The following is a 25,192-nucleotide window of genomic DNA, read 5'->3' on the forward strand; positions in this document are numbered from 1 at the left end:
CACGATATGGGGCCGTTTTTCCGGGCCGTCCAATGGGGACCCCGTCAGGCGCTCAATTTCCGGGGGCTGCCGCCGCCCAGCGAGCAGATCTCGCAATAGCCACATTGGTCCAACGCGCGCTGCATGCTGCACACCGAGCGGCGGCACGCCAGTACCCGGATGCCGGCGCGCTGCGCAGCAGATCTGAAGGTCCTCATCACGTTATGGCCGAGGAAGTCCGTCAGCAAAATCACCAGTTCAGTTCCCGACGGCAGCGCCAGCAGTTTTTTTTGGTGCCCTGGTTCCCGCCCACTGATATGGTGCTGGATGGTAATGTTTCGGAGCCGCAACAGCTCGGGAATATTCCCCAGCCGGTCCGCACCGACGACCAATGCACTGACAGGTACTTGCGCCATGTGGCTCTCCTGAAACCTGAGGGTTATGCCAGATCCGCATCCGCGCCGGGGCTGGCGATTACACATGATAATAATAATTGTTCTCATTATCGATGGCAATGACGGCGTGTCCCGCGTGGTTTTAGTAAATGTATCAGACTCCACAGGAGGAAAGCCGGAAGTTCGGGATTTTTGCATTGGGAAGCCGGTCAAATCGATACACGAACAGCTGCTGTTGCTTGGAGATCATGCGCCGATTCAGCGATAAGTCAGATTACATTCAGACAACTGTCATGTCACAAAGAGCACAATACGCGGTAAGAGACGCTCCGGAAGGGTCGCGTTGTCCTTTCGCACCCCCTTGATAGGGCGCCATACCGCAGGGCATCGCATGGGAGCGTCCCAAAACCATCCACAGGAGGCTCCTTCATGCATACTGCACTCCGGCACGGAATACCGCTCGCCGCTCTTGCTCTGGCACTTGCTCTGGGCGGCACCGCCCAGGCAGCCGACAACCAGATTGTTCTGGGCGCGTCTGTCCAGCTCACCGGCCCGATCGCCAACACAGGTCGCTACTATCGCGACGCCTACCAGCTTGCCATCGACCAGATCAACCGCAAGGGCGGCGTGACGGTCGGCGGAAAGAAGTACACGCTGGCGCTGAAGCTCTATGACAACCAGTCCGACGTGAACCTCAGCGTGCGCCAATACACGCAGCTCGTGTCTCAGGACAAGGTCAATTTCCTTCTCGGACCGTTCGCCAGCAACTTCGCGCTCGCCGATTCGGCCGTGTCCGAAAAATACCAGATCCCGATGGTCCAGGGCGGCGGCGCTTCGGACCAGATCTTCTCGCGCGGCTTCAAGTACGTCTTCGGGACCCTGGCGCCCGCCAGTGATTACTTCGGCAGCACGATCAAGATGTTCAAGCAGCTCAAGCCCGAGCCCGCCAAGGTCGCCCTGCTCTACGCCGACGACTCGTTCGACGTGTCTGTGGCCAAGGGCACTCGCCCCATGCTGAAAGATGCGGGCCTGAACACGGTACTCGACGAGCGCTACAGCTCGAATGCCAGCGACTTCAACACGTTGCTGTCGCAAATCAAGTCCAAGCAGGCGGACGCCGTGCTGGTGGCCGGCCACGAAACCGAGATCCTGAATTTCATCCGTCAGGCCAAGAGCCTGGACGTCTCGCCGAAGCTTTACTCGTTCACGGTCGGGGTGCCCAGCGAAGACTTCCGCAAAGCCCTCGGCAAGGACGCCGACTATGCCTTCGGCATGACCGCCTGGCTGCCCAGCGATACGCTGAAGGACGACTGGTTTGGCGATGGCGCGCAATTCGCGAAGGCTTGGGGCGCCCAGTACCGTTATGAACCCGACTATCACGCCGCTTCCGGTGTGGCGGACGTGGAAGCCATCGTGAAGGCCGTCGAGAAGGCCGGCACGCTGGAACCCAAGGCCGTGCGCAACGCGCTGGCTGCCAGCGACTTCAACAGCCTGTACGGACGCATCAAGTTCGCCGACAACGGCCAGATCCATCTGGACCAGACGGTGATTCAGGTCCAGAACGGCAAGCCGGTCGCGGTGTTTGACGGAACCAAGTTCCTGAAAGACGCCCACTACCCGATGCCCGACTGGACGAAACGCTGATCGCTCGCAACGAGCCCTGGAGAACCCCCCTTGGACCTTCTGCTGCAAGTACTCGTCAACGGCATCCTGCAGGGCGGGCTGTACGCCATCGTGGCGCTCGGCCTCGCTCTGGTCTGGGGGGTGCTCAATATCGTCAACCTGGCCCATGGCGCCTTCATCATGCTGGGCGCCTATATCTCCTGGTACACCTTCCACTGGTGGGGCCTGGATCCTTTCCTGGGACTGCCGCTCACAGCCGTGGTGATGTTCGTGCTGGGCTATGCGATCCAGCGCGGCCTGCTGAACCTGATCGTGCGCGCGCCCATGTTCAACACGCTGCTGATCACCTTCGGGCTGGAAGTGGTGCTCACTTACCTGGCGCAGCTGGTCTTCTCGGCCGACTTCCGCACCATCAATCCCGTCTATTCAGGACATAACACCACGGTGTTCGGGATCACGATTCCGCTGGTCCGCCTGGCGGCGTGCGTCGTCGCCATCCTGCTGACGCTGGTCATGTGGTACTTCCTGCTGCATACGCGCCTGGGGCGGGCCATCCGCGCCACCGCACAGAACCTGTCGGCGGCACGCCTGTATGGCGTGGAGCCGCGTCACCTGTACGCCGTCACCTTCGGGCTCGGGCTGGCGCTGGCGGGTGCGGCCGGAGGGCTGTACGGCACCGTCTCGCAGATCAATCCCTACATTGGTGCGACCTTGACCGCCAAATCCTTTGCCATCGCCATCATCGGCGGCCTGGACACCCCGCTGGGGGTGATCGTGGGCGGCCTGATCCTGGGACTCATCGAATCCCTGACCACCTTGTACGTCGGCCCCACCTACGCTGATGTCGCCAGCTTCGGCGTGCTGATCCTGGTACTCATCATCCGGCCCACCGGCATTCTGGGGAGAACGGCATGAAGCATCTGCGCCTTCCCCTGATTCTGGTCGTGCTGGTCGCGCTGGCTCTGCTGCCGCTCTACGGGACGGACACCATGGTCCAGTTCGGCATCAGCACCCTGCTGCTCGCGGTTCTGGCCCAGGGCTGGAACATCATCGGGGGCTACACCGGGTACCCGTCCTTCGGCAACTCCGTGTTCTACGGCCTGGGCGCCTACGGCGTGGGCATCGCCATGGTGCAGTGGCAGCTTCCCTTTGCCGTCGGCATGGCCTTCGGCGTCGTGCTGGCGGTGGCCTTTGCCCTGCTGCTGGGCATCCCGGTGCTGCGGCTGAAAGGCCACTACTTCGCCATCGCCACCCTGGCGCTGGCGCAGATCATGGCGGCCATCGTGTCGAACGTGCCGCTGGCGGGCGAGAACATCGGCCTGGTGCTGCCGCCGCTGAACAATGATCCGTTCTTCTACGAAATGTCCCTGGTCCTCCTGGTCCTCGCGACCCTGACCATCTGGTGGCTGACGCGCAGCCGCTTCGGCTTCGGGCTCATCGCCATCCGCGAGAACGAAGAGGGCGCCGTGGTGATGGGGGTGGACACCACGCGATACAAGGTCCTGGCGTTTGCGCTGGCCGGCATTTTCAGCGCACTGGCCGGCGGCATCCATGCCTACTGGATCACCTTCCTGGATCCCGAGAGCGCCTTCGACATCACCCTCAACGTCAAGATGATCATCATGGCGGTGTTCGGCGGCCCCGGCACCATCCTGGGCCCGATCGTGGGTTCGTTCATCCTGTCGGCGATCTCCGAGCTGCTCTCCAGCGAAGTCACCAGCATTGCGGGCCTGTTCTTCGGGATCGTCATCGTGGTGGCCGTGGTCCTGATGCCGCGCGGCCTGGCCGACGTCATGCGCCGGTTCCGCCGCACGGGCTGGCACTACTTCATCGAAAACATCCGGATGCACCGCATATGAGTCCCATTCTGGAAGCCCGCCAACTGACGCGCCGCTTTGCCGGTCTGCTCGCGGTGCACGATGTCAGCTTTTCGCTGGCGCAAGGCGAGATCCTCGGCTTCATCGGCCCGAACGGCGCCGGCAAGACCACGTTGATCAGCCTGCTGAGCGGCACGCTGCCGCCCACGGAAGGCGAAGTCTGGTTCGACGGACGACGCATTGACCGCATGGCCGCTTTCCGGCGCGCTCGCCTGGGCATCGGCCGCACGTTCCAGATCATGCAGCCGTTTCCCGGCCTCTCGGTCCTGGACAACGTCGCCGTGGGCGCGCTGTTCGGGCGCGGCGAGGGGCAGTCGAAGCTCGCGCTGGCTCGCGAAAGCGCCCGCGAGTGCCTGGAATTCGTCGGGCTGGGCAAGCACATCGACCAGCGCGCCGAAGATCTGGGAGGACCGGATCGCAAGCGCCTGGAATTGGCGAAGGCACTGGCCATGCAACCCAGGGTGCTGCTGTGCGACGAGGTCATGGCCGGGCTGAACCTGGTCGAAATCGACGAAGTCATCGACATCATCCGCAAGGTGCGCGACACCGGCATCAGCATTATCGTGATCGAGCACGTCATCAAGGCGATCCGCAATCTGTCCGACCGCATCATGGTGCTGCACCACGGCGAAAAGATCGCCGATGGCGCCCCGGACAGCGTGCTCTCCGACAGCCGCGTGGTTGAAGCCTATCTTGGAAAGAAGCGCACATGAACGCCCCCGAAAAAACCCGCGAACCCCTGCTGAAGATCCGTGACCTGTCAGCGGGCTACGGGCTGGTGAAGGTCCTGCACGAGATCTCGCTGGACGTCCACGAAGCCGAATTCCTGGCGCTGGTCGGAAGCAACGGCGCGGGCAAGACCACGCTGCTGCGCACCCTCTCCGGCCTGCTGGCGCCGCTGTCGGGCAGCATCACCCTGGCCGGGGAATCGCTGGTCGGCTGCACGCCGGACACCATCTTCCGCCACGGTGTGGTGCAATTGCCCGAAGGGCGGCAGCTCTTCCCCCGCATGTCGGTCCAGGACAACCTCCTGATGGGCGCCTACCGGCGCGACGACAAGGCCGGCGTCCGTGCGGACCTGGAAAAGGTCTACGAACAGTTTCCTCGCATGGCCGAAAGGCGCCGGCAGCTCGCCGGCAGCATGTCCGGCGGGGAACAACAGATGTGCGCGATGGCGCGCGCCATGATGGCGCGGCCCCGGCTGCTGCTGGTCGACGAAATGAGCCTGGGCCTGGCGCCCATCATCGTGGACCAGTTGATGGAAAACCTGACGGCGATCCGCGACCAGGGCGTGACGGTCCTGCTGGTGGAACAGGACATTCACCTGGCGCTGGCGGCCGCCGACCGGGCCTACGTCATGGAAACCGGCAACATCGTGCGCGAGGGCGTCGCCCGCGACCTGATCGAAGATCCGGAGCTCAAGCGCGCCTATCTGGGGGTCTGAAGCCCGTCGCTTCAGGCCGCGTCCCGCACCGGCGGCGCGGGCTGAGCGACGACCCGCGCCACCACGTCGCGGGACAGCTCGGGCGCGAGCATTTCCAGCAGCGTATAGACATAGTCGCGCAGGAAAACGCCCCGCTTGATGGCGACGCTGGTGACGTGCTTGCCAAACAGATGGCCAGCCGGAAGGCCCACCAGGGTCTTGTCGCGGCGAGGGTCGAAGGCCACGCCTGCGATAATGCCGATGCCCAGACCGATATCGGCATAGGTCTTGACCACATCCGCGTCGATGGCCTCCAGCACGATGTCGGGCGTGATGCCCGCCTGCTCGAAAGCAGCGTCGATGGCCCGCCGCCCGGAGAACGCGCGGTCATAGGTCACGATGGGATATTGCGCCAGATGTTCCAGCGACAGGCTGCGTGCCGCGCTGGACGTCAGGCTGGTCAGCGGATGGTCGGGCGGCACCACCAGGGTGTGTTCCCAGGTATAGACCGGCAAGGCCACCAGGCCTGAGGTTTCCGCCAGCGTTTCGGTTGCGATCGCCAGATCGGCCTGCTCATGCAGCACCAGGCGGGCCAGGTGCTCGGGATTGCCTTCCGCCAACGAAACGTGAACCTTTGGAAATCGTGCCCGGAAGGCGGGGATCACACGCGGCAGCAGATAGCGGGCCTGCGTGTGCGTGCAGGCGATCACGAGCGCGCCCTCGTCACGCTGCGCGAATTCGTCGCTGACTTTCTTCAGGTTGTCCACCTCGCGCATGATGCGATCGATCACGCCCGACACGGCATGTCCCGGCTTGGTCAGGCCTTTCAGACGCTTGCCATGCCGCTCGAAGATCTTGACGCCCAGTTCATCCTCGAATTCGATGATGGCCTTCGAGACGCCGGGCTGCGAGGTGTAGAGCGACCGCGCCGCTTCCGTCAGGTTGAAGCCGTGGCGTATCGTCTCGCGGACAAACCGAAATTGCTGGAGGTTCATGGGTCCACACCCTATAAGAGCAGCTATTATATGGAATATAGATCGGCCTCATCATAACTTCTAGTCATTTGTTTAAATGCAGGGCGCGGGATCCGCACCATGGAAAAGGGCCGCGACCCGAGGGGTCGCGGCCCTTGCCGCACAGGGACCGGGCCGCAGCGCGATCCGGGGGATCGCGCCGCGCTGGCCGATGCGCTAGCGCATGGCGATCGTCGTGTTGACCTCGCGATGGTGGGCCGTCCAGCGGGCCGTCACGGTCTTGGTTTGAGTCCAGAAGTACACCGCCTGCTTGCCATTGGGTCCCAGATCGCCGAGTTTGGACGCCCGCGACCCGGTGAAGCTGAACCAGGCCACCGGCACCGGAATCGGGATGTTGATCCCTACCTGACCCACGCCAATGTGATTCTGGAAGTAGCGCGCAGCGCCCCCGTCCTGCGTGAAAATCGAGGTGCCATTGCCGTTGGGGTTGCCGTTGATGAAATCCACGGCCTCTTCCAGCGTATCGACCAGTACGACCGACAGCACCGGCCCGAAGATTTCTTCGTTGTAGATGGTCATGTCGCCCTTGACCTTGCTGAAGATCGTGGGGCCGACGAAGTTGCCCTTCTCGTAGCCGGCGACCTTGATGTTGCGGCCGTCGAGCACGAGTTCCGCGCCTTCGTCCACGCCTTTCTGGATCAGGCCCATGACGCGCTCTTTGGCACGCGGCGAAACCAGCGGCCCGAGGTCGGCCTTGCGGTCCATCCCCACGTTGACCTTCAGCTTGCGGGCGCGCTCGACGAAATCCGGCAGCCACTTCTGGGCTTCGCCCACCAGCACCAGCACCGAGATGGCCATGCAACGCTCTCCGGCAGCGCCGAAGGCCGCCCCCAGCATGGAGTTCAGGGCCGCCTCGCGGTCGGCGTCGGGCATGATGACGCTGTGGTTCTTCGCGCCCATCATGGCCTGGCAGCGCTTGCCGGCGGCCGAGGCACGTTCGTAGATGTGCGTGCCCACTCGCGTGGAGCCGATGAAGGAAATGGCCTTGATGTCGGGGTGATCGCAAAGTGCGTTGGCAGTTTCAGGTCCACCATGCACGACGTTGAGCACGCCCGGTGGCAAGCCGGCTTCGAGGGCCAGTTGCGCGACCATCAGGGAAGCGGTGGGGTCCTGCTCGGACGGCTTGAGCACAAAGGTATTGCCGACCGTGACGGCCACCGGGAACATCCAGCAGGGCAGCATCACGGGGAAATTGAACGCCGTAATGCCGGCGCAGACGCCCAGCGGCTGGATGATCGAGTACACGTCGATGCCCGTCGCGGCGTTCTCGGCGAACTCCCCGAGCTGCAGGGTATTGACCGAAATGGCATGTTCGACGGCCTCGATGCCCCGGCCGACTTCGCCCTCGGCATCCGGCAACGTCTTGCCATGTTCATGAGATAGCGCCTCGGCGATCCGGGTCGTGTTCTCGCGCAGCAGACGCGCCAGGTTGATCATGACCTGCTGGCGCTTGGCCTGGCTGACGTTGCGCCAGGTCTTGAAGGCCTCGGCGGCATCGGATACGGCGTGGTTGAGTTCCTCGGGCGTCGCGAACGGCACCCGGGCGATGACCTCCTGGGTCGCCGGATTGATGATGTCGCGCCATTCCTTGGTGTTGGACTGGACCAGTTTCCCGCCGATCAATAGCGGAATGCGCGGAATATCACTCATTCAAGTCTCCTGTTCATCAATGGATGTACTTATTTACGGCGAACCGGCTGCGCGGGCAGCCGGAGTATTGACGGCATCCGCCGGGATCGGTTCCAGTGTAGTCTCAAAGCAGGAAGAATATTTGTCACGCCGCCGACGATTCGCAGGCCCCGGACGTCAGGAAACCGCCTTGCGCCGCCGCCTGGGCCGGGACACCCGGGTACGCCGCCACAACATGATCAGGCCCAGCGCCAGGAACGCTGCGTGGACCAGCCAGACTCCGACGCCGAACGGCAGCACGCCATTGAGGATCCAGCCGCGCGACAGATTGATGAGGTTCATATAGAGCAGCGCCACGAGTCCGGCGATCATCAGGTCGCCCGATCGCCCCAGGCGCGGGTTGACCGCCCCCAGGGGCAGCGCAATCAGGGCCAGATTGAGCACGGCCAGCGGCAGGGCCAGGCGCCACATGAGCTGCGACAGGGATTCCAGATCGCCGCCATGGAGCAATTCCAGCGTGGGGCGCGCCTTGATTTCCTGCAGTGCTGCCAGCCGGGCGGCTTCCAGCGAGCTCGGGTCGGTACGGCTTTCGATACGCACCCCGTAGCGATCGAAGTCCAGCAAGCGGACTTCCGGCGTGCCGGGTTTCAGATCGTAGCGATGGCCGGGCCCCAGCACCAGGAATCGGTCCCCGTTGGGCTCCGCGCGGATGGCGGCACTCTCGGCCGTAATCACGCTGAGCCAGTCGGGTTCGACGATGCGGGCCACGACCTTGCCCAGCTCGTCGCCCGGACGCTTCGGCGATTCGGCAAAGAAAACCCGGTTGCCTTCGTCCGTCTCGATGAACTGTCCGGCGGAGATCCGCGACAGGTCTGATCGCTGTTCGAATCGCTGGCGGTATTCGGCAATCTGGCCGTACGACCACGGCGAGGCGACCAGCGTCAGCACGGCCACGACCGCCGCCACCGGAAGGGCAAATTGCATGACGGGCCGCAGCCATTGTGCGAGCGACAGCCCGCTGGCCAGCCACACCGACATTTCGGATTCCCGGTAGCTGCGAGTCACCGTAGTGAGCACCGCCACGAACAGGGACACCGACAGGATCACCGGCAGCGCGGTGATGCTGGAAAACGCAGCCAGCCCCAGCACCACGTTGGCGCCGATATCCCCGGACGCGGCTTCCCCGAGCAGGCGCACGATCAGCACGCTCAGCCACACCACCAGCAGCGTCGAAAACACGATGCCCGCGTGGCTGGTGATCTCGGAGAAGACGGCGCGCTTGAACAGTGACATGAAAAATGCGGAATAATGGACCGACTATCCGAAGACGAAAGGAAAACTCATGGAATTTAGCACAACGACTGCCGCCTCCCTGCCGCTGATCGAGACCCCGGCCCTGGCCGTGGGGATCTTTCAGGACGGCATTCTGAGCCCGGCGGCCGATGCGCTGGATCAGGCGTGCGGCGGCAAGCTGCGCGCCATCGTGCGCGCCGAATTCGACGCAGCGCGCGGCAGCAGCCTGACGCTGCACAGCCTGGATGGCGTCGCTGCGGACAGGATCATTCTACTCGGCCTGGGGCGGCAGCCCGACTATCGCGCCGAGGCGCTCGCGCAGGCCCATGAGTCGCTCGCCGGTGCCTGCCTGAAGGCGGGGGTGTCCAGCGCGGTCACGACACTGTGTGCGCTGGAATGCCCGGACGCCGACCTTCCGCAACGCGCCCGGCTGGTGGCCCGTGTCGTCACGGCCGCCACCTACCGCTATGACGCCACGCTGAGCACGCCGCGGCCGGCAATCCAATGGCGCAACCTGGGCGTGCACCTCTCGCGTGCGCAGGCTGCACGGGCGCGCGCCGGGCTGGCCCAAGGCGCCGCGACGGGCGCGGGCGTGAATCTGGCCCGCCTGCTGGGCGACCTGCCGGCCAACGTCTGCACGCCCTCCTACCTCGGCCGCGCGGCAAAGGACCTGGCACGGGAATTCAAGACGCTGAAGGCCGAGGTGCTGGACCAGAAGAAGATCGAAGCCCTGAAGATGGGTTCGTTCCTGTCGGTTGCCAAGGGTTCAGCCGAGCCGCCGGCCTTCATCGTGCTGCGCCACACGCCCAGCTCGGCGCAGGCGCGCAAGGCGCCCCCCATCGTGCTCGTGGGCAAAGGCATCACCTTCGACGCCGGCGGCATTTCGATCAAGCCCGCCGCCGCGATGGACGAGATGAAATACGATATGTGCGGGGCCGCCAGCGTGCTGGGTACGCTGCGGGCGGTGGCTGAACTCGACCTGCCGCGCGAGATCATCGGTCTCATCCCCAGTTGCGAAAACCTGCCCAGCGGCACCGCCAACAAGCCCGGCGACATCGTGACAAGCCTGTCCGGCCAGACCATCGAAATCCTGAACACGGACGCGGAAGGCCGGCTGATCCTGTGCGACGCCCTGACCTATGCCGAACGCTTCAAGCCAGCCGCCGTAATCGACATGGCGACGCTCACCGGCGCCTGCGTCGTGGCGCTGGGCCACGTCAACAGCGGGCTGTTCACGCGCGACGAGGACCTGGCGGCGGAGCTCCTCGCGGCCGGCCGCGAGGCCCTGGACCCCGCGTGGCGCCTGCCACTGGAGGATGCCTACCAGGATCTGCTGAAATCGAACTTCGCCGACACCGCCAATATCGGCGGCCGGCCAGCCGGCGCCACGACGGCGGCCTGCTTCCTGTCGCGCTTCACCGGGAAGTACCGCTGGGCGCATCTGGACATCGCCGGCACCGCCTGGCGCCAAGGCAAGCAAAAAGGCGCCACCGGCCGTCCGGTGCCGCTGCTCGTGCAGTATCTGCTCGCACAATGCCGCGCATGAGCCGCATCGATTTCGCGCATGGCGCCGCCCATCGGCTGCGGATGGCATGCCGCACGGCAGCGCGCCACGTACGGGCGGGGCATCGGCTGATCGTCTATTGCACGGACGCGCGGCGCCTGCACCGGTTCGACGCCCTGCTGTGGGAATTCGAGCCGGCAAGCTTCATCCCCCACGCACTGGCCTCGGATCCCCTGGCAAGTCTGGCCGACGTGGTGCTGGCCCAGGACAAGGCCGCGCTGGCAAGCCTGGCGCCCGCCGACTGGCTTCTGAATCTGGACCTGGACTGCCCGCCGCAAGTGGAACGGTTCCAGCGCGTGCTGGAAATCGTCTCGCACCACGAAGCCGACGTACAGGCCGCGCGCCTGCGCTGGTCCCACTACCAGCGGGCCGGACACGAGCTGCATAGCCATAAACTATGACGATACAGCGATGGACGACAGCATTCAGCTTACTGTAAGATAAAGACATGTTAGGATTGGCTCGTTGCCAAGACACACAGAGACAGGAAATCACTATGTCCGATCTTCGTCACACCCTACCCCAGGACGGCGCGTTCGGCGCGACGTCCGTCGTGGCGCGCAACCGCGTGCTGCGCAATACCTATTGGCTGCTGGCGCTGTCCATGATCCCGACCGTGCTGGGCGCGGCTGTGGGGCTGCACTTCGGGGCCGGCCAGGCCATGGCCGCCAATCCGGGCACCAGCACCCTGCTGTTCCTGGTGGGCGCAATCGGGTTGATGTTCCTCGTCGAGCGCAATAAAAACAGCTCGCTGGGAGTGGCCCTGCTGCTGGGCTTCACCTTCTTCATGGGGCTGATGCTGTCACGCCTGCTGGGCATGGTCCTGGGGCTTTCGAACGGGTCCCAGCTCATCATGCTGGCTTTCGGCGGCACGGCGGCCGTCTTCGGCACCATGGCGACGGTCGCGACCACGACCAAGCGCGACTTCACGCACATGCAGAAGTTCCTCTTCATCGGGGTGGTACTGCTGCTGGTCGCCATGCTGGCCAACATGTTCCTGCAGATCCCGGCCCTGATGCTGACGCTGTCGGTGCTCGCCATCGGCATCTTCTCGGCTTTCCTGCTGGTAGACCTGCAGCGGGTGGTACAGGGCGGCGAAACCAATTACATCACGGCCACGCTGGCGGTGTACCTGGATTTGTACAACATCTTCGCCAACCTGCTGATGCTGCTGGGCATCTTCGGCGGCAACCGCGACTGACGCTTGCCTGGTGCGGCCTCGAACGAGCCGCGCCAGTCCCTGATCGGGCCTTCCGCCCCGCTCGTCGCGCGGGGCGGACTTCATTTCAGTACCGCTGCAGATCCATCAGCACCTGACGGGTGCGCAGCGGTGCATCCAGCAACTGGTCCAAGCGCTCCCGCAAGGCCTGACGCGCGCCCGGCTCGACAGCCGGATCGTCGAAATCGGGCATGGCCGCCTCGACACCATAGCCCGCCTGCTCCAGCAATAGCCACTCGAACCGCCGCAACACGGCGGCCTGCGTCCCGCCGGAAGGATCCGCGAGCACGTCCAGCGCGTCCTCGTAGGCGTCGAACACCCCCGGATGGGGATCCTCGCGCGCCAGCAGGCGCAGCAGCAGCTCGCTCATGTACCAAGCCGACATCAACGCGCGCCCCCGCAGCAGGCGTACCGGCCCGGCCTCGGCCCGGATCAGCGTGTGGACGTCGGCCTCGCCGCTCCAGGTCAGCCAAAGAGGCTGGAAAGCGACCAGGACCGGACGCAGAATGGAATACGGGCGCTTGGCGCCTTTGGCCACCAGAGCCACGCGGCCCTGGTCCCGCGCGAAGGCCTGCACGATGAGCGAAGTCTCGCGCCACGGGCTGGTATGCAACACATAGGCGCGCGCATCCTGGACCCGCTGGGCGCGCTTACTCATATCCCAGATCGCGCAGCGCCGATTCGCGGTCCGACCAGCCCTTGCGCACCTTCACGTAGACGTCCAGGTGCACCGGCTTCTCGAGCAGCTTCACCATGTCCTGGCGGGCCTCCGTGGCGATCCGCTTCATGTGCTGGCCGCCTGCCCCGAGCAGGATCGGCTTGTGGCTTTCACGCTCCACCACCACGCAGGCGGCGATCCGCACCCCTTCATCGCCTTCTTCCCACTGCTCGATGACGACCGTGCAGGCGTAGGGAAGCTCGTCGCCCACCAAGCGGAAAATCTTTTCGCGCAGCAGCTCAGCTGCGAGAAAACGCACCGGCCGATCCGTGAGCGTGTCTTCCTCGAACAGATGCTCGCCCGCCGGCAGGCGCTGCGCCAGCTCGTCCACCAGAGCATCGAGCTGGACACCGCGCAAGGCGCTGACGGGGACCACGGCGGCATACGGGAACTGTTCCATCAAGCGCGAGACATAGGGGAACAGATCATTTTTCTGCCGCAACTCGTCGATCTTGTTGACGACCAGAACGACTGGCCGGTGCTGCGGCAGCAGCGCCAGCACCGCCGCGTCGGCGGTTGACCATTTCCCGGCTTCCACGACGTGAATGACCACGTCGACCTCGGCCAGCGCCTGGGTGACGACGCGGTTCATCATGCGGTTCATCGCACCGCCGTGCCGCGTCTGGAAGCCAGGCGTATCCACGAAGACGAACTGGTCGCCACCGCGCGTCAGCACCCCGTGGATCCGATGGCGCGTCGTCTGGGCCTTGCGCGACACGATGGAAAGTTTGGCACCCACCAATGCATTGCTCAGCGTGGACTTCCCCACGTTGGGGCGGCCCACCAGCGCCACGAAGCCGCAGCGGGAGTCGCTCATTTTTTCTCCTGGGAGACTGCAACCGGCAGACTGAGCTGAGACCGGCGATGATGGCGGCGCCCTGATCGCCGCACCGGCCCTAGCGCCTCGATCGCAATGATCAACTGGGCCGCGGCAGCCTGCTCAGCCGCACGGCGGCTGCTGCCCGACGCCTGCTGGCGCAGGTCCAGGGACGGAATCTCGCAGAGCACGTCGAAAGTCTGGTTGTGGGCGGCGCCGTGCGTCCCCGCGACCGTATACTGCGGCAGCGCCAGACCGCGGCCCTGGACCATTTCCTGCAACAGCGTCTTGGCGTCCTTGCCGAAAGTGCGCAGATCGATGTTGGCCAGAATGGGGCGATACAGGCGATCGATGGCCGCACTGACCTCCGGAAAGCCGCCATCCAGATACAGCGCCCCCAGGATCGCCTCGACCGCATCGGCCAGGATGGACGGTCGCCGGAAGCCGCCGCTTTTGAGCTCGCCTTCCCCCAGGCGCAACAGCCCTGACAACCCCAGCGTACGCGCAATGTCCGCCAGCGCCGCCTGCTTGACCAAGTTCGACCGTACACGCGAAAGATCGCCTTCGTCCATTTCGTCATGTTCGCGAAACAGCAGCGCGGACACCACGAAATTCAGCACCGAATCGCCCAGGAACTCCAGTCGCTCATTGTGCGGCATCCCGTGGCTGCGGTGGGTCAGGGCCTGTTCCAGCAACCCGAGGTCGCGGAAGCGGTAGCCCAGCGACTCCTGCAAGGTATCCAGCACCGTCATCACTTGAACCCGCCAATGCGGCTGGGCGACCCGAAATTCATCCAGATGAAGAATGCGCGGCCCACGATGTTGGCGTCCGGCACGAACCCCCAGTAGCGGCTGTCCAGGCTGTTGTCCCGATTGTCACCCATCATGAAGTAATGCCCCGCCGGTACGGTGCAGCGAATGCCGTCGGAGAGATAGGTGCAGGCCTGGAAGTCCGGAAAACGGGTGATGGGCATGAAGTCCTGCGGCGCATGGACGTTCAGCAGGATCTGATGCGCGACGGAACCGAGCTGCTCGCCGTACTGGCCCACGTAGACGGCCCGATCCGGTTCAAAGTAGTCGCCGTCCCGTTCATGCGCAATCAGTTGGCCGTTGATGGTCAGCACCTTGTTGCGGTATTCCACCACGTCGCCCGGCACGCCGACGACGCGCTTGATGTAGTCCACGGATGGATCCACCGGATAGCGGAAGACCACCACGTCACCCCGGTGCGGCGCACCAATCGGGATGATCTTGCGGTCGATGACCGGCAACCGGATGCCGTATTCGAACTTGTTCACCAATATCATGTCGCCATTTTCCAGCGTCGGCAGCATGGAGCCCGACGGAATGCGAAAAGGCTCCACCACGAAGGAGCGCAGGACGAACACGAACAGAATGACCGGAAAGAAGCTGACGCAATACTCCACCCACCATGGCGCGCGCAGGGTCTTCTCGTAGATCTCGAGACATTCGGCATCCAGCGCGGCCCGATCCAGCCCCGCCGCATTGTTGCGGCAAGCCTGCGCCGCCGCGTCGGCACGGGCGCGGCGCCGCTTGCGCAGCCGAAAGCGGTCCAGAAGCCAGACCAGCCCCGTGACGACCAGGGCCACGAACAGCAGCAGTGCAAAATCCCAGCTCATGTTGATTCCGCCTATTTTTCTTCGACTTGGAGCACCGCCAGGAAGGCCTCCTGCGGGATCTCGACATTACCGACCTGCTTCATGCGCTTCTTGCCCGCCTTCTGTTTTTCGAGCAGTTTCTTCTTGCGCGAAATATCGCCGCCGTAGCATTTGGCGAGGACGTTCTTGCGTAGCGCCTTGACGTTCTCGCGCGCCACGACCTCCGCGCCGATGGCCGCCTGGATGGCGATATCGAACATCTGGCGCGGAATCAGGCCGCGCATGCGGGTGACCACATCGCGCCCGCGCGTACGGGCATTGCTGCGGTGCACGATCATGGACAGCGCGTCGACCCGGTCGCCATTGATGAGCAGGTCCACGCGCACCACGTCAGCCACACGATACTCCTTGAATTCGTAGTCCATGGACGCATAGCCGCGCGACACCGACTTCAGGCGATCGAAAAAGTCCAGCACGATCTCGGCCAGCGGAATCTCGTAACTCAGGTGCACCTGGCGGCCGTGATAGCTCATGTTGAGCTGCACGCCGCGCTTGTTGGTGCACAGCGCCATCACCGGGCCGACGTATTCCTGGGGCATGAACAGCGTGACCGTCATGACGGGTTCGCGGATCTCGCGGATGAGGCCGACTTCCGGCATGCGGGCCGGGCTGTCGACCTTCAGCACGGTGCCGCTGCCGTCCACCACCTCGTAGACCACCGAAGGCGCGGTGGTGATGATGTCCATGTCGAACTCGCGTTCGAGCCGCTCCTGCACGATATCCATGTGCAGCAGTCCGAGAAATCCGCAGCGGAATCCGAAACCCAGCGCCTGGGAGACCTCGGGTTCGAACTTCAGCGACGAATCGTTCAGGCTCAGCTTTTCGAGCGAATCACGTAACTGATCGTACTGGCTGGACTCCACCGGATACACACCGGCAAAGACCTGCGGCTTGACTTCCTTGAAGCCCGGCAACGGGCCCGCGGCGGGCCTGGAGGCCAGCGTGATCGTATCGCCGACCTTGGCATGCTGCAGTTCCTTGATGCCAGCGATGACAAAGCCGACCTCGCCCGCCGACAGGACAGCCCGGGACTCGGATTTGGGCGTGAACGCGCCAAGCTGCTCGCACAGGTGCGTGGCCCCCGTGGCCATGAGCAAGAGCTTGTCTCGCGGACGCAGCGTGCCGTTGACGATGCGCACGAGCATCACCACGCCTACGTAGTTGTCGAACCAGGAATCGATGATCAGGGCCTGCAGCGGTGCCTGCGGATCGCCTTTCGGCGGCGGCACATGCGCCACGATGGCTTCCAGGATCTCGTCGATGCCCTGCCCGGTCTTGGCACTGGCCAGGACGGCGCCCGACGCGTCGATGCCGATGACGTCCTCGATTTCAGCCGCCGCCGAATCCGGATCCGCCGACGGCAGATCCATTTTGTTCAGCACCGGCAGCACTTCGACGCCGAGTTCGATGGCGGTATAGCAATTTGCGACGGTCTGGGCTTCCACGCCTTGCGAAGCGTCCACCACCAGCAGCGCCCCCTCGCAGGCCGACAGCGAACGGCTGACCTCGTAGGAAAAGTCGACGTGGCCCGGGGTGTCGATGAGATTCAGCTCATAGACCTGGCCGTCGGCGGCCGAGTACCGCAGTGCAGCGGTCTGGGCCTTGATGGTAATGCCACGCTCGCGCTCGATATCCATCGAGTCCAGCACCTGGGAAGACATCTCCCGGTCCTGCAGCCCGCCGCAACGCTGGATCAGGCGATCGGCCAGCGTGGACTTGCCATGGTCGATGTGCGCGATGATGGAGAAATTGCGGATGAGGTCCATATGGGGAGGATCGTCGTAAAAAGGAAGGGGACGCCGCAGGGCGCCCCCTTTCGTTCAGCCGGTATTTTACCGGTTTCCGTCCTTGCGCATCATTGGGGCTTGACGATTACCCACTGGGACTGCTGATCCCTGCTGACCAGCAGCACCACCGGACGGGACTTGTCGAGTTCCTTCACCACCTCGGCGTATTGCTGCGGGCTGGTGATGTCGATGTCGTTGATGCGCAGGATGATGTCGCCCTGCTGGATGCCCACATCGGCCGCTGCGCCTTCCGCCTGATCAACCACCACGCCCTGGGTGTCACCCGAGTCAGCCGGCCGCGCTTTCACGATCAGTCCCAACCGGTCCGCCTTGGTGGGCCCCGGCACTTCCTCGGACTGCTGCGCCGCGATGTCCTTTTCGCTGAGTTCGGCAACCTTGGCCTTCAGATCGACCGTCTTGCCCTTGCGCCAGACCTGGATCGTGACGTCGGTCCCTGGCTGCGTGGCACCCACCATGCGCGGCAGGTCCGTCATGTGCTCGATCTTGTGGCCATTGAAGGCCGTGATAACGTCACCCGGATGCACGCCCGCCTTGGCGGCCGGCCCCTTGGGCTCGACGCTGCTCACCAGCGCGCCTTCGGACTTGGGCAGCCCCAGGGCCTTGGCCACATCGTCCTGGACTTCCGTGATCTGGACGCCGATCTTGCCGCGCGTGACCTTGCCATGCGCCTTCAGCTGGTCGACGACCCGCATGACTTCATCGATCGGGATGGCCAGCGAAATGCCCATGAAGCCGCCGCTGCGCGAAATGATCTGGGAATTGATCCCCACGACCTGACCCGCCAGATTGATCAGCGGCCCGCCCGAATTGCCGGGGTTCACCGCCACGTCGGTCTGGATGAAAGGCAGATAATCGCCGGTATCCCGGTTGATGGCGCTGATGATGCCGGCGGTCACCGTCGAATCCAGCCCGAAGGGTGATCCGATGGCCAGCACCCATTGCCCCTTTTTCAGCTTGTCGGAATCCCCGATGGGCAACGGCTTGAGGTCCTTGGCGTCGATCTTCAGCAAGGCAATGTCGGTACGGGCGTCCGTGCCGATGACCTTGGCCTTGTATTCCTTGCCGCTGGTCATGGTGACGAAGATGCCGTTGGAGTTGTCGACCACATGGTTGTTGGTCAGGACATAGCCGTCACTGGAGAGAATGAAGCCCGAGCCGATGCCGCGCGGCACGGTCCGTTCCTGCGGACGAGGCTGCTTGGACGACGGCGCGCGCGGCTTCTGCTGCTGTTGTTGCTGTGGTTGCTGCTGCGAACCGAACCCGGGCGGCACGAAGTCGGGCCCGAAGAACCAGCGGAACAGGTCCGATGGATCGGCCCCACCGCCCGGCCCCATGGGCGAGCGCCGCACCGGGACGGCTTCAGTCGTACGGATATTGACGACCGAGCCCTCGGTCTCCGCCACGACCTGGGTGAAGTCGGGCAGCGCGACCGTCGGGGCCGCGGGCTGCGGTTGGGCAACCGCCACAGGCAGCGTCGCCGCCAGCACCAGGCTGGCGGCCGCGCCCGCCACCATCCGTCTCATGGCGGGAGTACCGCGCAAATCGAAAGCCATGGAATTCTCCTTGTCAGCGAAGTTCAATGAGCAGCCTTTGACACATACTGCGCGGCATGCGCCACATCCCGCACCGTCTGCGCCGGGACCTCGCCCACAGCAGTGAGCCAGTAGGACGCCAGACGCAACCGATAGATATTCAATGCACCCTGGCGCATGCCGCCCTGTTTGACGTTTTGATCGCGTTTCGGGTCAAAGGTTTCAATGAAAATGGAAATGGCGGCCAGACCGTCCGACAGCACCAATTGATCCACGCCATGATGCGGACCGATCTTGCGCGAGAGCTGGGCCACGGGCGCAAAGCCGGCCGGCGGGGAAAACCGCCAGCCCTTGGCCCGAAGATCCGTGGGCCTGCCGGACTCGGTTTCCTGGCTCCAGTTGCGGGTATCCCAAGGCGAGTCCAACGCATTCGCGGGCACGTCGGGTCCCAGCCGGATGGTGCCAAAGGCCACCTGATCCACAAGATGGCCCTTGGGGTCCAGCGTCTGGGACTTGAGCAGCAAATGCGTTTGCTGGTCCGTGCAGATGCGATAGCTGTAACGCAGATGGTCGCGCGCGATGAGTTCGGACACGGCACAGTCGCGGCCCGCTACGCGGTAGGAACGCGAGGACGGCTTCCATTCATAGTGTTCTTCCAGGCTTCGCCCGTCGCCCAGCAACAGCCCCGGAAAGTGGTCGTCGCGCGCTGGCTGGACGGTGACCAGCTTGCGACCGGGCTCCAGACAATGCTCGACATCGTTTTGCCGCAGGCATTCACGGGGATCGCCATCCAGGGCCTCAAGGCGCTCGCGCTCACCCTGACCATCGACCACATGCGTCAGACGCGTGGACTGGATCATCGTCCCTTGCTGATAAACATAGACCCCGGAATAATCCAGGGTTCGGGCGGCCGTCTGGACCTGCCGCAGGAACCCGCCAATGGCCGGCGAAGCCGCGAGGGCAGGACCGCAGCCTGCGGACAACAATAGCGCGAGGGCCAAGCCCGGCGCCCACCGTCGGGCAGGTTCCGATGCCTCGACGGCCATCAGTTCGACTCCATCCCATCATAGGAAACCTGGCGAACGGGGCCGGTGCCCGCCATGGCCTGATGCGCGTCCATGTAGGGGGCCAGCCCGGGATCGGCCGGCCCGACCTCCGCGACCACCGGCGCCGTGACTGCGATGTCGTCACCGCCAAACAGCGCCGGCCGCGCCATCCAGACCACGGACACCACTGCGGCGGCCACCGCCACACCGGAGAGGCTCAGTCGCAGCAGATGCCGCCGCCCGATCGGCCCGGGCGCGACAATGGCGGGCTCGTCATCCAGCGCCGCCGATACACGCGCATAAAACCGGCTGGAGGGCTGAATCGCCAGCTCTTCGCTGCGCATCACGTCGCCGATCAGGTGATAAGTGTCCCAGAGCTGGCGGGCATACGGGGTATCGAGTTCGTCGGCGCGAAGATCTTCCTGGCCATCCATCCAGGCCGACACCGAGGACTCCCAGGTCTGATCCCCCGCTTGCGGTTCACGACGAGTATTCATGACGACTCCTTACCAACGGTGCTCCGAATCCTGTCCCATGACAGGCCGCAGCCGGGCCGCAATGGCCTCGCGAGCCCGATAGATGCGCGAGCGCACCGTTCCGATCGGACACTGCATGGCGCTGGCGATGTCCTCATAACTCATCCCTTCGATTTCCCGCAACACGATGGCCGTCCGCAGGTCCTCCGGCAACGCCTCGATGGCCTCATTGACCGTTTGTGCGATCTGACGACTGGCCAGCACCGACTCGGGCGTGCTCTGATCGCTTAGGCCATCGATCTGGTCAAAAGTTTCACCTTCTTCGGTCTCCAGATGTGTAACAGCGACGGGCCGGCGAAAACTGGCGCTCTGCCAGTTACGCGCCGTATTCACCGCAATCCGGTACAACCAGGTATAGAAGGCGCTTTCCCCGCGGAACCGCGGCAGCGCCCGGTAGGCCTTGATGAACGCTTCCTGGGCCACGTCCTCGACTTCGGCGGGGTCGTGGATCATGCGCGACAGCAACCGCATGATCTTGCGCTGGTATTTGAGGACCAGCAAGTCGAACGCGCGACGGTCTCCAGTGCGCACCCGCTCGACGAGCGCCAGATCAACCTCGCGCTCGGACATACCGGCTCCTCGGAGTGACCTGCGCGCGCACGGATCAGATCCGGCTGACAATCATGGAGCCATTGGTCCCGCCGAACCCGAAGGAATTCGATAACGCCACATCGATCTTCATGTCGCGGGCCTCGTTTGCGCAGTAATCCAGATCGCACTCCGGATCCTGATGAAACAGATTGATGGTCGGCGGAGAGATCTGGCGGCACACCGCCAGCGTGGTGAAGACGGCCTCAATGCCACCGGCAGCGCCCAGCAGGTGACCGGTCATGGACTTGGTCGAATTCACCACCAGCTTGCGCGCATGATCACCGAAAGCGAGCTTGAGCGCCTCGGTCTCGTTCTTGTCCCCGAGCGGCGTGGAGGTGCCATGCGCGTTCACGTAGCTGATCTCTTCAGCGTTCACGCCACTATTGCGCATGGCATGCAACATGCCGCGGCGCGGACCGTCCTGGTCCGGGCTGGTGATGTGGTGAGCGTCGGAACTCATGCCGAACCCGCGGAATTCCGCATAGATACGCGCGCCACGCTGGCGGGCGTGTTCGTATTCCTCGAGCACCAGGACGCCTGCGCCTTCGCCCAGCACGAAACCGTCCCGGTCCCGGTCCCAGGGGCGCGAGGCCGTGGTGGGATCGTCATTGCGCGTAGACAATGCCCGCATGGCCGCAAACCCGCCCATGCCCAGGGGCGAGACAGAGCTTTCGGCCCCCCCCGCCACCATCACGTCGGCGTCGCCATATTCGATCAGGCGCGCCGCATCGCCGAGGGAGTGCAGGCCGGTGGTGCAGGCCGACACCACCGCATAACTGGGGCCCTTCAGACCCAGCATGATGGAAAGCTGGCCGGAAATCAGATTGATGAGCGAGGCCGGCACAAAAAACGGCGAAATCCGCCGGGCGCCCCGCTGCAGGTACTCGATCTGTGTCTCTTCGATTCGCGGGAGGCCGCCAATGCCAGAGCCGATGATGGTGCCACAGCGGTCCGCATTGGCCTCGGTGATTTCCAGCCCGGAATCGCGCCAGGCCTGGATACCGGCCGCCACGCCATAATGGATGAAGGTATCCATCTGCTTGGCTTCCTTGGCACCCATGTAATCAGTAACCTGGAAGTCCTTGACCTCGCCGGCGATCTGGGAGCTGAGAACCGATGCGTCAAAGCGTGTCACCCGCCCGATGCCCGAACGCCCCTGGATGATATTATCCCAAGCGGTTTCGACATCATTGCCTACGGGCGATACGATGCCCAATCCGGTTATGACGACACGTCGTTTCACATACGGCTCCTGAAAATGAAAGGGGCGGACTCATGGCAGGCCATCCCAACCGGAATCCAGCGCGGAAACCGAAAATGTCTCGCCACGAACCGCCCGAGGGCCCGACGGCGGCGCGCCGCTGCCGGAACATCGAAAAGATTACTGCTTGCTGTGCGAGGTGATGTAGTCCACCGCCTGCTGCACCGTCGTGATCTTTTCGGCTTCCTCGTCCGGGATTTCGGTTTCGAATTCGTCCTCGAGGGCCATCACAAGCTCGACCATGTCGAGCGAATCGGCACCGAGGTCGTCAAGGAAGGAAGATTCGTTCTTGATCTCGGCTTCGTTGACGCCGAGCTGCTCAGCGACGATCTTCTTGACGCGCTGTTCGATGCTTTCCATGCATGTTCTCCAGTTAGGAAAAATCCCGCGAATTATAGCCAAATGAGGTGGAACGGGCAGCGGGTTCTAGGTCAAAAAAAGAATTGAACGGATTTTACCTTAGATGGGCAAGCCCCGTTCCGTAAGCCCTACATGTACATGCCGCCATTCACGTGCAGCGTCGTACCGGTCACGTAGCTTGCCTGAGGACTGGCCAGGTACGCGACGGCGCAGGCGATATCCGCCGGGGAGCCCAGGCGCCCCAAGGGGATCTGGCTCAGGATGCCAGCCGTCTGGGTCTCGGACAGCGTCCGCGTCATGTCGGTATCGATGAATCCCGGCGCCACGCAATTGACTGTGATGCCGCGGCTGCCCAGCTCAATGGCCAGCGCGCGCGACAGTCCGGCCACGCCGGCCTTTGCCGCCGCGTAATTGGTCTGACCGCCATTGCCGCTGTAGCCCACCACCGATGTGATATTGATGATACGCCCCCACCGGGCCTTCATCATGATCCTGGCCACGCCCCGAGACAGGCGGAAGACCGACGACAGGTTGGTGTCGAGCACGGCCGCCCAATCCTCGTCCTTCATGCGCAGAATCAGTCCATCGCGCGTGATGCCCGCGTTGTTCACGAGAATATGAGGCGCGCCGCTGCCGGCAAGTTCGGCCAACAGCGCGTCGCAGGCGGCTGCGTCGTTGACGTTGAGCACAGCGCCCCGACCGCCTTGGGCCGCCAGCGCCTCGGTCACTGACTGCGCCCCCGCATCCGAAGTGGCCGTGCCCACGACCGTGGCGCCCGCCGCGGCGAGCTCCAGCGCGATGGCGCGCCCGATGCCACGCGAAGCGCCAGTCACCAGCGCCGTCTTGCCGGCGAGTGGAGAGTCGGACATATCAGCCTCCCAGGGCTTCCAGCGTCTGTTGCAAGGACGCCGGATCGGTAATGTTGAATGATTGGATGTCCCGGTCGATTCGGCGTGTCAGGCCCGACAGGACCTTGCCGGGGCCGCACTCCACGATGTGGGTGACCCCCGCCTGCTTCATGGCCATGATGGTCTCCACCCAACGAACCGGATGCCAGGCCTGGCGGACCAGCGCGTCCCGGACATCGGCGGGAGCCGTGGGTTGCGCAACATCCACGTTGTTGATGAGCGGGATGCGGGGTGGGGCCACGACGATCCCTGCCAGAGTCCCGGCCAGCACACGGGCCGCGGGCTCCAGCAGCCGCGAATGGAACGGCGCGGACACCGGCAAGGCCAGCGCCCGCTTGGCGCCAGCCGCCTTGGCCAGATCGCAGGCACGCGCCACGGCACCGGTGTGGCCCGCAATCACGACCTGACCCGGCGCATTGAAGTTGACGGCCTCGACGGCCTGTCCCTGCTCGGCCTGCGCACAAGCCTGGCGAACGGCATCATCGTCTAGCCCGATGATGGCCGCCATGGTGCCTTCTCCGACCGGCACTGCGGACTGCATGGCCTGGGCCCGCACCCGCACGGTGCGTACGGCGTCGGCCAGATCGAGCGAGCCGGCTGCCACCAGGGCGGAATACTCGCCCAGGCTGTGGCCCGCGACCAGCGCGGGTTCGGCGCCTCCCGCCTCGCGCCAGGCGCGATACATCGCCACCGAACACAGCAGCATGGCGGGCTGGGTATGCGTGGTCAGGTTCAAGGTCTCGGCCGGTCCGTGCGCGATAAGCCCACGGAGATCCTCACCCAGCGCGTCGTTGCCCGCCTGCAGCGTCGCCTGTACGGCAGCATCCCCCGACCAGGCGTCCATCATGCCGACCGTCTGGGATCCCTGACCGGGAAATACGAATGCGATCTTCATCTTGAAGTGTCCAGTGTCGTCTGACTAAATCTTCACGAGGACGGAGCCCCAGGTGAAACCGCCGCCAACCCCCTGTAGGAGCACCGTCTGCCCAGCACGGATGCGACCGTCGCGCCAGGCCACGTCCAGTGCCAGGGGGACGCTGGCCGCCGAGGTATTGGCATGGCGGTCCAGCGTGACGATGAGCTTTTCCTCGGGCAGATCAAGTTTGCGGCTGATGAAATTCAGAATGCGGATGTTGGCTTGGTGCGGCACCATCCAGTCGATGGACGAAACGGGGATGCCGGCGTCATCGCAGACTTCGCGCGCCGACCGGGTCAGGGAATTCACGGCCAGCTTGAAGACCGCCTGGCCGTCCATGCGCAGGAATGGGTCGCCCGTCACCTGGCCGCGAACCACGTTGCCGGCCGCGCACAGGATGTGGTGCTGGGTGCCGTCGGCATTCAGCCGCGCGGCCAGAATGCCGGGTTCTTCAGAGGCGCTGAGCACCACTGCGCCGGCACCGTCGCCGAACAGCACGCAGGTGCGGCGATCGCTCCAGTCCAGAATGCCGGAGAAGACCTCGGCGCCGATCACAAGGGCGTGGTGCGCCCGGCCGGCCCGGATGAAAGCGTCGGCGGTGGCGAGCGCGTAGACGAAACCGCTGCACACGGCCTGGACATCAAAGGCCGCGGCGCCGCCCGACCCCAGATTCGCCTGCACCAGGCAGGCCGTGCTGGGGAAAATGAAGTCCGGCGTGGAAGTCGCGACGATGATCAGGTCGATGGCATCGGCCGACATGCCGGCGTTTTCCAGCGCGGCGCGCGCGGCGCGGGTCGCCAGGTCGCTGGTTTTGGTTCCCGGCTCGGCGATGTGCCGCTGGCGGATGCCGGTGCGTTCCACGATCCAGGCGTCCGACGTCTCGACACCGCGCGTCGCCAGATCCGCAGCCAGATCATCGTTGCTGACGATACGTTGGGGCAAAAAGCCGCCCGTTCCTGTGATCCTGGCGTATGGCATATCGTTT

General features: G+C 64.3%; 26 protein-coding genes. 8 read left to right on the forward strand and 18 right to left on the reverse strand.

All coding sequences use genetic code 11. The annotated features are described in order from the left end of the window. Positions 1-44: 44 nt before the first annotated feature. A complete protein-coding gene (locus ACVCMJ_RS07165; RefSeq protein ID WP_447080747.1) occupies positions 45-395 on the reverse strand; it encodes a DUF2325 domain-containing protein in 351 nt (116 codons plus the stop codon). A 408-nt stretch (positions 396-803) separates the two neighbouring features. Here ACVCMJ_RS07165 and ACVCMJ_RS07170 point away from each other — a divergent pair, with 408 nt between their 5' ends. From ACVCMJ_RS07170 to ACVCMJ_RS07190, 5 genes are read left to right on the forward strand one after another with little or no spacing between them, the layout of a single operon-like run. Next, a complete protein-coding gene (locus ACVCMJ_RS07170; RefSeq protein WP_447080748.1) occupies positions 804-2,018 on the forward strand; it encodes an amino acid ABC transporter substrate-binding protein in 1,215 nt (404 codons plus the stop codon). 30 nt (positions 2,019-2,048) lie between these two features. Beyond that, a complete protein-coding gene (locus ACVCMJ_RS07175; protein ID WP_447080749.1) occupies positions 2,049-2,912 on the forward strand; it encodes a branched-chain amino acid ABC transporter permease in 864 nt (287 codons plus the stop codon). Then, entirely contained in the window at positions 2,909-3,856 is a 948-nt protein-coding gene (locus ACVCMJ_RS07180; protein WP_447080750.1) for a branched-chain amino acid ABC transporter permease, read from the forward strand. The genes ACVCMJ_RS07175 and ACVCMJ_RS07180 overlap by 4 nt, the downstream gene beginning before the upstream one ends. Beyond that, positions 3,853-4,587, forward strand: a complete 735-nt coding sequence (locus ACVCMJ_RS07185; RefSeq protein WP_447080751.1) for an ABC transporter ATP-binding protein — start codon at positions 3,853-3,855, stop codon at positions 4,585-4,587. Before ACVCMJ_RS07180 ends, ACVCMJ_RS07185 begins: the two co-directional genes overlap by 4 nt. Continuing rightward, positions 4,584-5,318, forward strand: coding sequence for an ABC transporter ATP-binding protein (locus ACVCMJ_RS07190; RefSeq protein WP_447080752.1), 735 nt, complete (start codon positions 4,584-4,586; stop codon positions 5,316-5,318). Before ACVCMJ_RS07185 ends, ACVCMJ_RS07190 begins: the two co-directional genes overlap by 4 nt. Before the next feature lie 11 nt (positions 5,319-5,329). Here ACVCMJ_RS07190 and ACVCMJ_RS07195 read toward each other — a convergent pair whose 3' ends face one another. The 3 genes from ACVCMJ_RS07195 to lptF all read right to left on the reverse strand — a co-directional run bounded on the left by ACVCMJ_RS07195 (position 5,330) and on the right by lptF (position 9,253). Continuing rightward, positions 5,330-6,292 carry a CysB family HTH-type transcriptional regulator gene (locus ACVCMJ_RS07195; protein WP_447080753.1) on the reverse strand — a complete coding sequence of 321 codons (963 nt, stop codon included), beginning with the start codon at positions 6,290-6,292 and terminating at the stop codon, positions 5,330-5,332. A gap of 195 nt (positions 6,293-6,487) precedes the next feature. Further along, positions 6,488-7,981: a CoA-acylating methylmalonate-semialdehyde dehydrogenase gene (locus tag ACVCMJ_RS07200; RefSeq protein WP_447080754.1), complete on the reverse strand. Its 1,494-nt coding sequence runs from the start codon at positions 7,979-7,981 to the stop codon at positions 6,488-6,490. A 156-nt stretch (positions 7,982-8,137) separates the two neighbouring features. Then, positions 8,138-9,253 carry an LPS export ABC transporter permease LptF gene (lptF, locus tag ACVCMJ_RS07205; RefSeq protein WP_447080755.1) on the reverse strand — a complete coding sequence of 372 codons (1,116 nt, stop codon included), beginning with the start codon at positions 9,251-9,253 and terminating at the stop codon, positions 8,138-8,140. A 49-nt stretch (positions 9,254-9,302) separates the two neighbouring features. Here lptF and ACVCMJ_RS07210 point away from each other — a divergent pair, with 49 nt between their 5' ends. From ACVCMJ_RS07210 to ACVCMJ_RS07220, 3 genes are all read left to right on the forward strand, one after another. Beyond that, positions 9,303-10,799, forward strand: a complete 1,497-nt coding sequence (locus ACVCMJ_RS07210; RefSeq protein ID WP_447080756.1) for a leucyl aminopeptidase — start codon at positions 9,303-9,305, stop codon at positions 10,797-10,799. Further along, positions 10,796-11,218, forward strand: a complete 423-nt coding sequence (locus ACVCMJ_RS07215; RefSeq protein WP_447080757.1) for a DNA polymerase III subunit chi — start codon at positions 10,796-10,798, stop codon at positions 11,216-11,218. The genes ACVCMJ_RS07210 and ACVCMJ_RS07215 overlap by 4 nt, the downstream gene beginning before the upstream one ends. A 95-nt stretch (positions 11,219-11,313) precedes the next feature. Then, the gene (locus ACVCMJ_RS07220; RefSeq protein ID WP_447080758.1) at positions 11,314-12,018 is read left to right on the forward strand and encodes a Bax inhibitor-1/YccA family protein; all 705 of its coding nucleotides are present in this window, start codon (positions 11,314-11,316) and stop codon (positions 12,016-12,018) included. Positions 12,019-12,103: 85 nt separating this feature from the next. On the opposite strand, the gene recO is transcribed toward ACVCMJ_RS07220, so the two are convergent. The 14 genes from recO to ACVCMJ_RS07290 all read right to left on the reverse strand — a co-directional run bounded on the left by recO (position 12,104) and on the right by ACVCMJ_RS07290 (position 25,185). Next, entirely contained in the window at positions 12,104-12,694 is a 591-nt protein-coding gene (recO, locus tag ACVCMJ_RS07225) for a DNA repair protein RecO (protein WP_447080759.1), read from the reverse strand. After that, complete coding sequence (gene era / locus ACVCMJ_RS07230; RefSeq protein ID WP_447080760.1) at positions 12,687-13,571, reverse strand: GTPase Era; 885 nt, start codon at positions 13,569-13,571, stop codon at positions 12,687-12,689. Before era ends, recO begins: the two co-directional genes overlap by 8 nt. Continuing rightward, the gene (gene rnc / locus ACVCMJ_RS07235) at positions 13,568-14,323 is read right to left on the reverse strand and encodes a ribonuclease III (RefSeq protein WP_447082693.1); all 756 of its coding nucleotides are present in this window, start codon (positions 14,321-14,323) and stop codon (positions 13,568-13,570) included. The genes era and rnc overlap by 4 nt, the downstream gene beginning before the upstream one ends. After that, positions 14,323-15,210 carry a signal peptidase I gene (lepB, locus tag ACVCMJ_RS07240; protein ID WP_447080761.1) on the reverse strand — a complete coding sequence of 296 codons (888 nt, stop codon included), beginning with the start codon at positions 15,208-15,210 and terminating at the stop codon, positions 14,323-14,325. The genes rnc and lepB overlap by 1 nt, the downstream gene beginning before the upstream one ends. Positions 15,211-15,221: 11 nt before the next feature. Beyond that, positions 15,222-17,015, reverse strand: coding sequence for a translation elongation factor 4 (gene lepA, locus ACVCMJ_RS07245; protein ID WP_447080762.1), 1,794 nt, complete (start codon positions 17,013-17,015; stop codon positions 15,222-15,224). 89 nt (positions 17,016-17,104) lie between these two features. After that, positions 17,105-18,610, reverse strand: coding sequence for a DegQ family serine endoprotease (locus ACVCMJ_RS07250; protein WP_447080763.1), 1,506 nt, complete (start codon positions 18,608-18,610; stop codon positions 17,105-17,107). A 23-nt stretch (positions 18,611-18,633) separates the two neighbouring features. After that, positions 18,634-19,635 carry a MucB/RseB C-terminal domain-containing protein gene (locus tag ACVCMJ_RS07255; protein ID WP_447080764.1) on the reverse strand — a complete coding sequence of 334 codons (1,002 nt, stop codon included), beginning with the start codon at positions 19,633-19,635 and terminating at the stop codon, positions 18,634-18,636. Beyond that, the gene (locus ACVCMJ_RS07260; RefSeq protein WP_447080765.1) at positions 19,635-20,132 is read right to left on the reverse strand and encodes a sigma-E factor negative regulatory protein; all 498 of its coding nucleotides are present in this window, start codon (positions 20,130-20,132) and stop codon (positions 19,635-19,637) included. Before ACVCMJ_RS07260 ends, ACVCMJ_RS07255 begins: the two co-directional genes overlap by 1 nt. 9 nt (positions 20,133-20,141) lie before the next feature. After that, positions 20,142-20,741: an RNA polymerase sigma factor RpoE gene (rpoE, locus tag ACVCMJ_RS07265; protein ID WP_447080766.1), complete on the reverse strand. Its 600-nt coding sequence runs from the start codon at positions 20,739-20,741 to the stop codon at positions 20,142-20,144. A gap of 34 nt (positions 20,742-20,775) precedes the next feature. Beyond that, on the reverse strand, positions 20,776-22,005 hold the full coding sequence (fabF, locus tag ACVCMJ_RS07270) for a beta-ketoacyl-ACP synthase II (RefSeq protein ID WP_447080767.1): 1,230 nt from the start codon (positions 22,003-22,005) through the stop codon (positions 20,776-20,778). A 138-nt stretch (positions 22,006-22,143) separates the two neighbouring features. Continuing rightward, positions 22,144-22,383, reverse strand: a complete 240-nt coding sequence (gene acpP, locus ACVCMJ_RS07275) for an acyl carrier protein (protein ID WP_043680887.1) — start codon at positions 22,381-22,383, stop codon at positions 22,144-22,146. Between the two features lie 128 nt (positions 22,384-22,511). Further along, the gene (gene fabG, locus ACVCMJ_RS07280) at positions 22,512-23,252 is read right to left on the reverse strand and encodes a 3-oxoacyl-ACP reductase FabG (protein ID WP_447080768.1); all 741 of its coding nucleotides are present in this window, start codon (positions 23,250-23,252) and stop codon (positions 22,512-22,514) included. 1 nt (position 23,253) lies between these two features. Beyond that, positions 23,254-24,186: an ACP S-malonyltransferase gene (fabD, locus tag ACVCMJ_RS07285; protein ID WP_447080769.1), complete on the reverse strand. Its 933-nt coding sequence runs from the start codon at positions 24,184-24,186 to the stop codon at positions 23,254-23,256. A gap of 24 nt (positions 24,187-24,210) precedes the next feature. Further along, positions 24,211-25,185 (reverse strand): beta-ketoacyl-ACP synthase III, encoded by a 975-nt coding sequence (locus ACVCMJ_RS07290; RefSeq protein WP_447080770.1) that lies wholly within the window; start codon positions 25,183-25,185, stop codon positions 24,211-24,213. Between the last annotated feature and the right edge of the window lie 7 nt (positions 25,186-25,192).

This window comes from Castellaniella sp. UC4447_H14 (genome assembly GCF_052978285.1).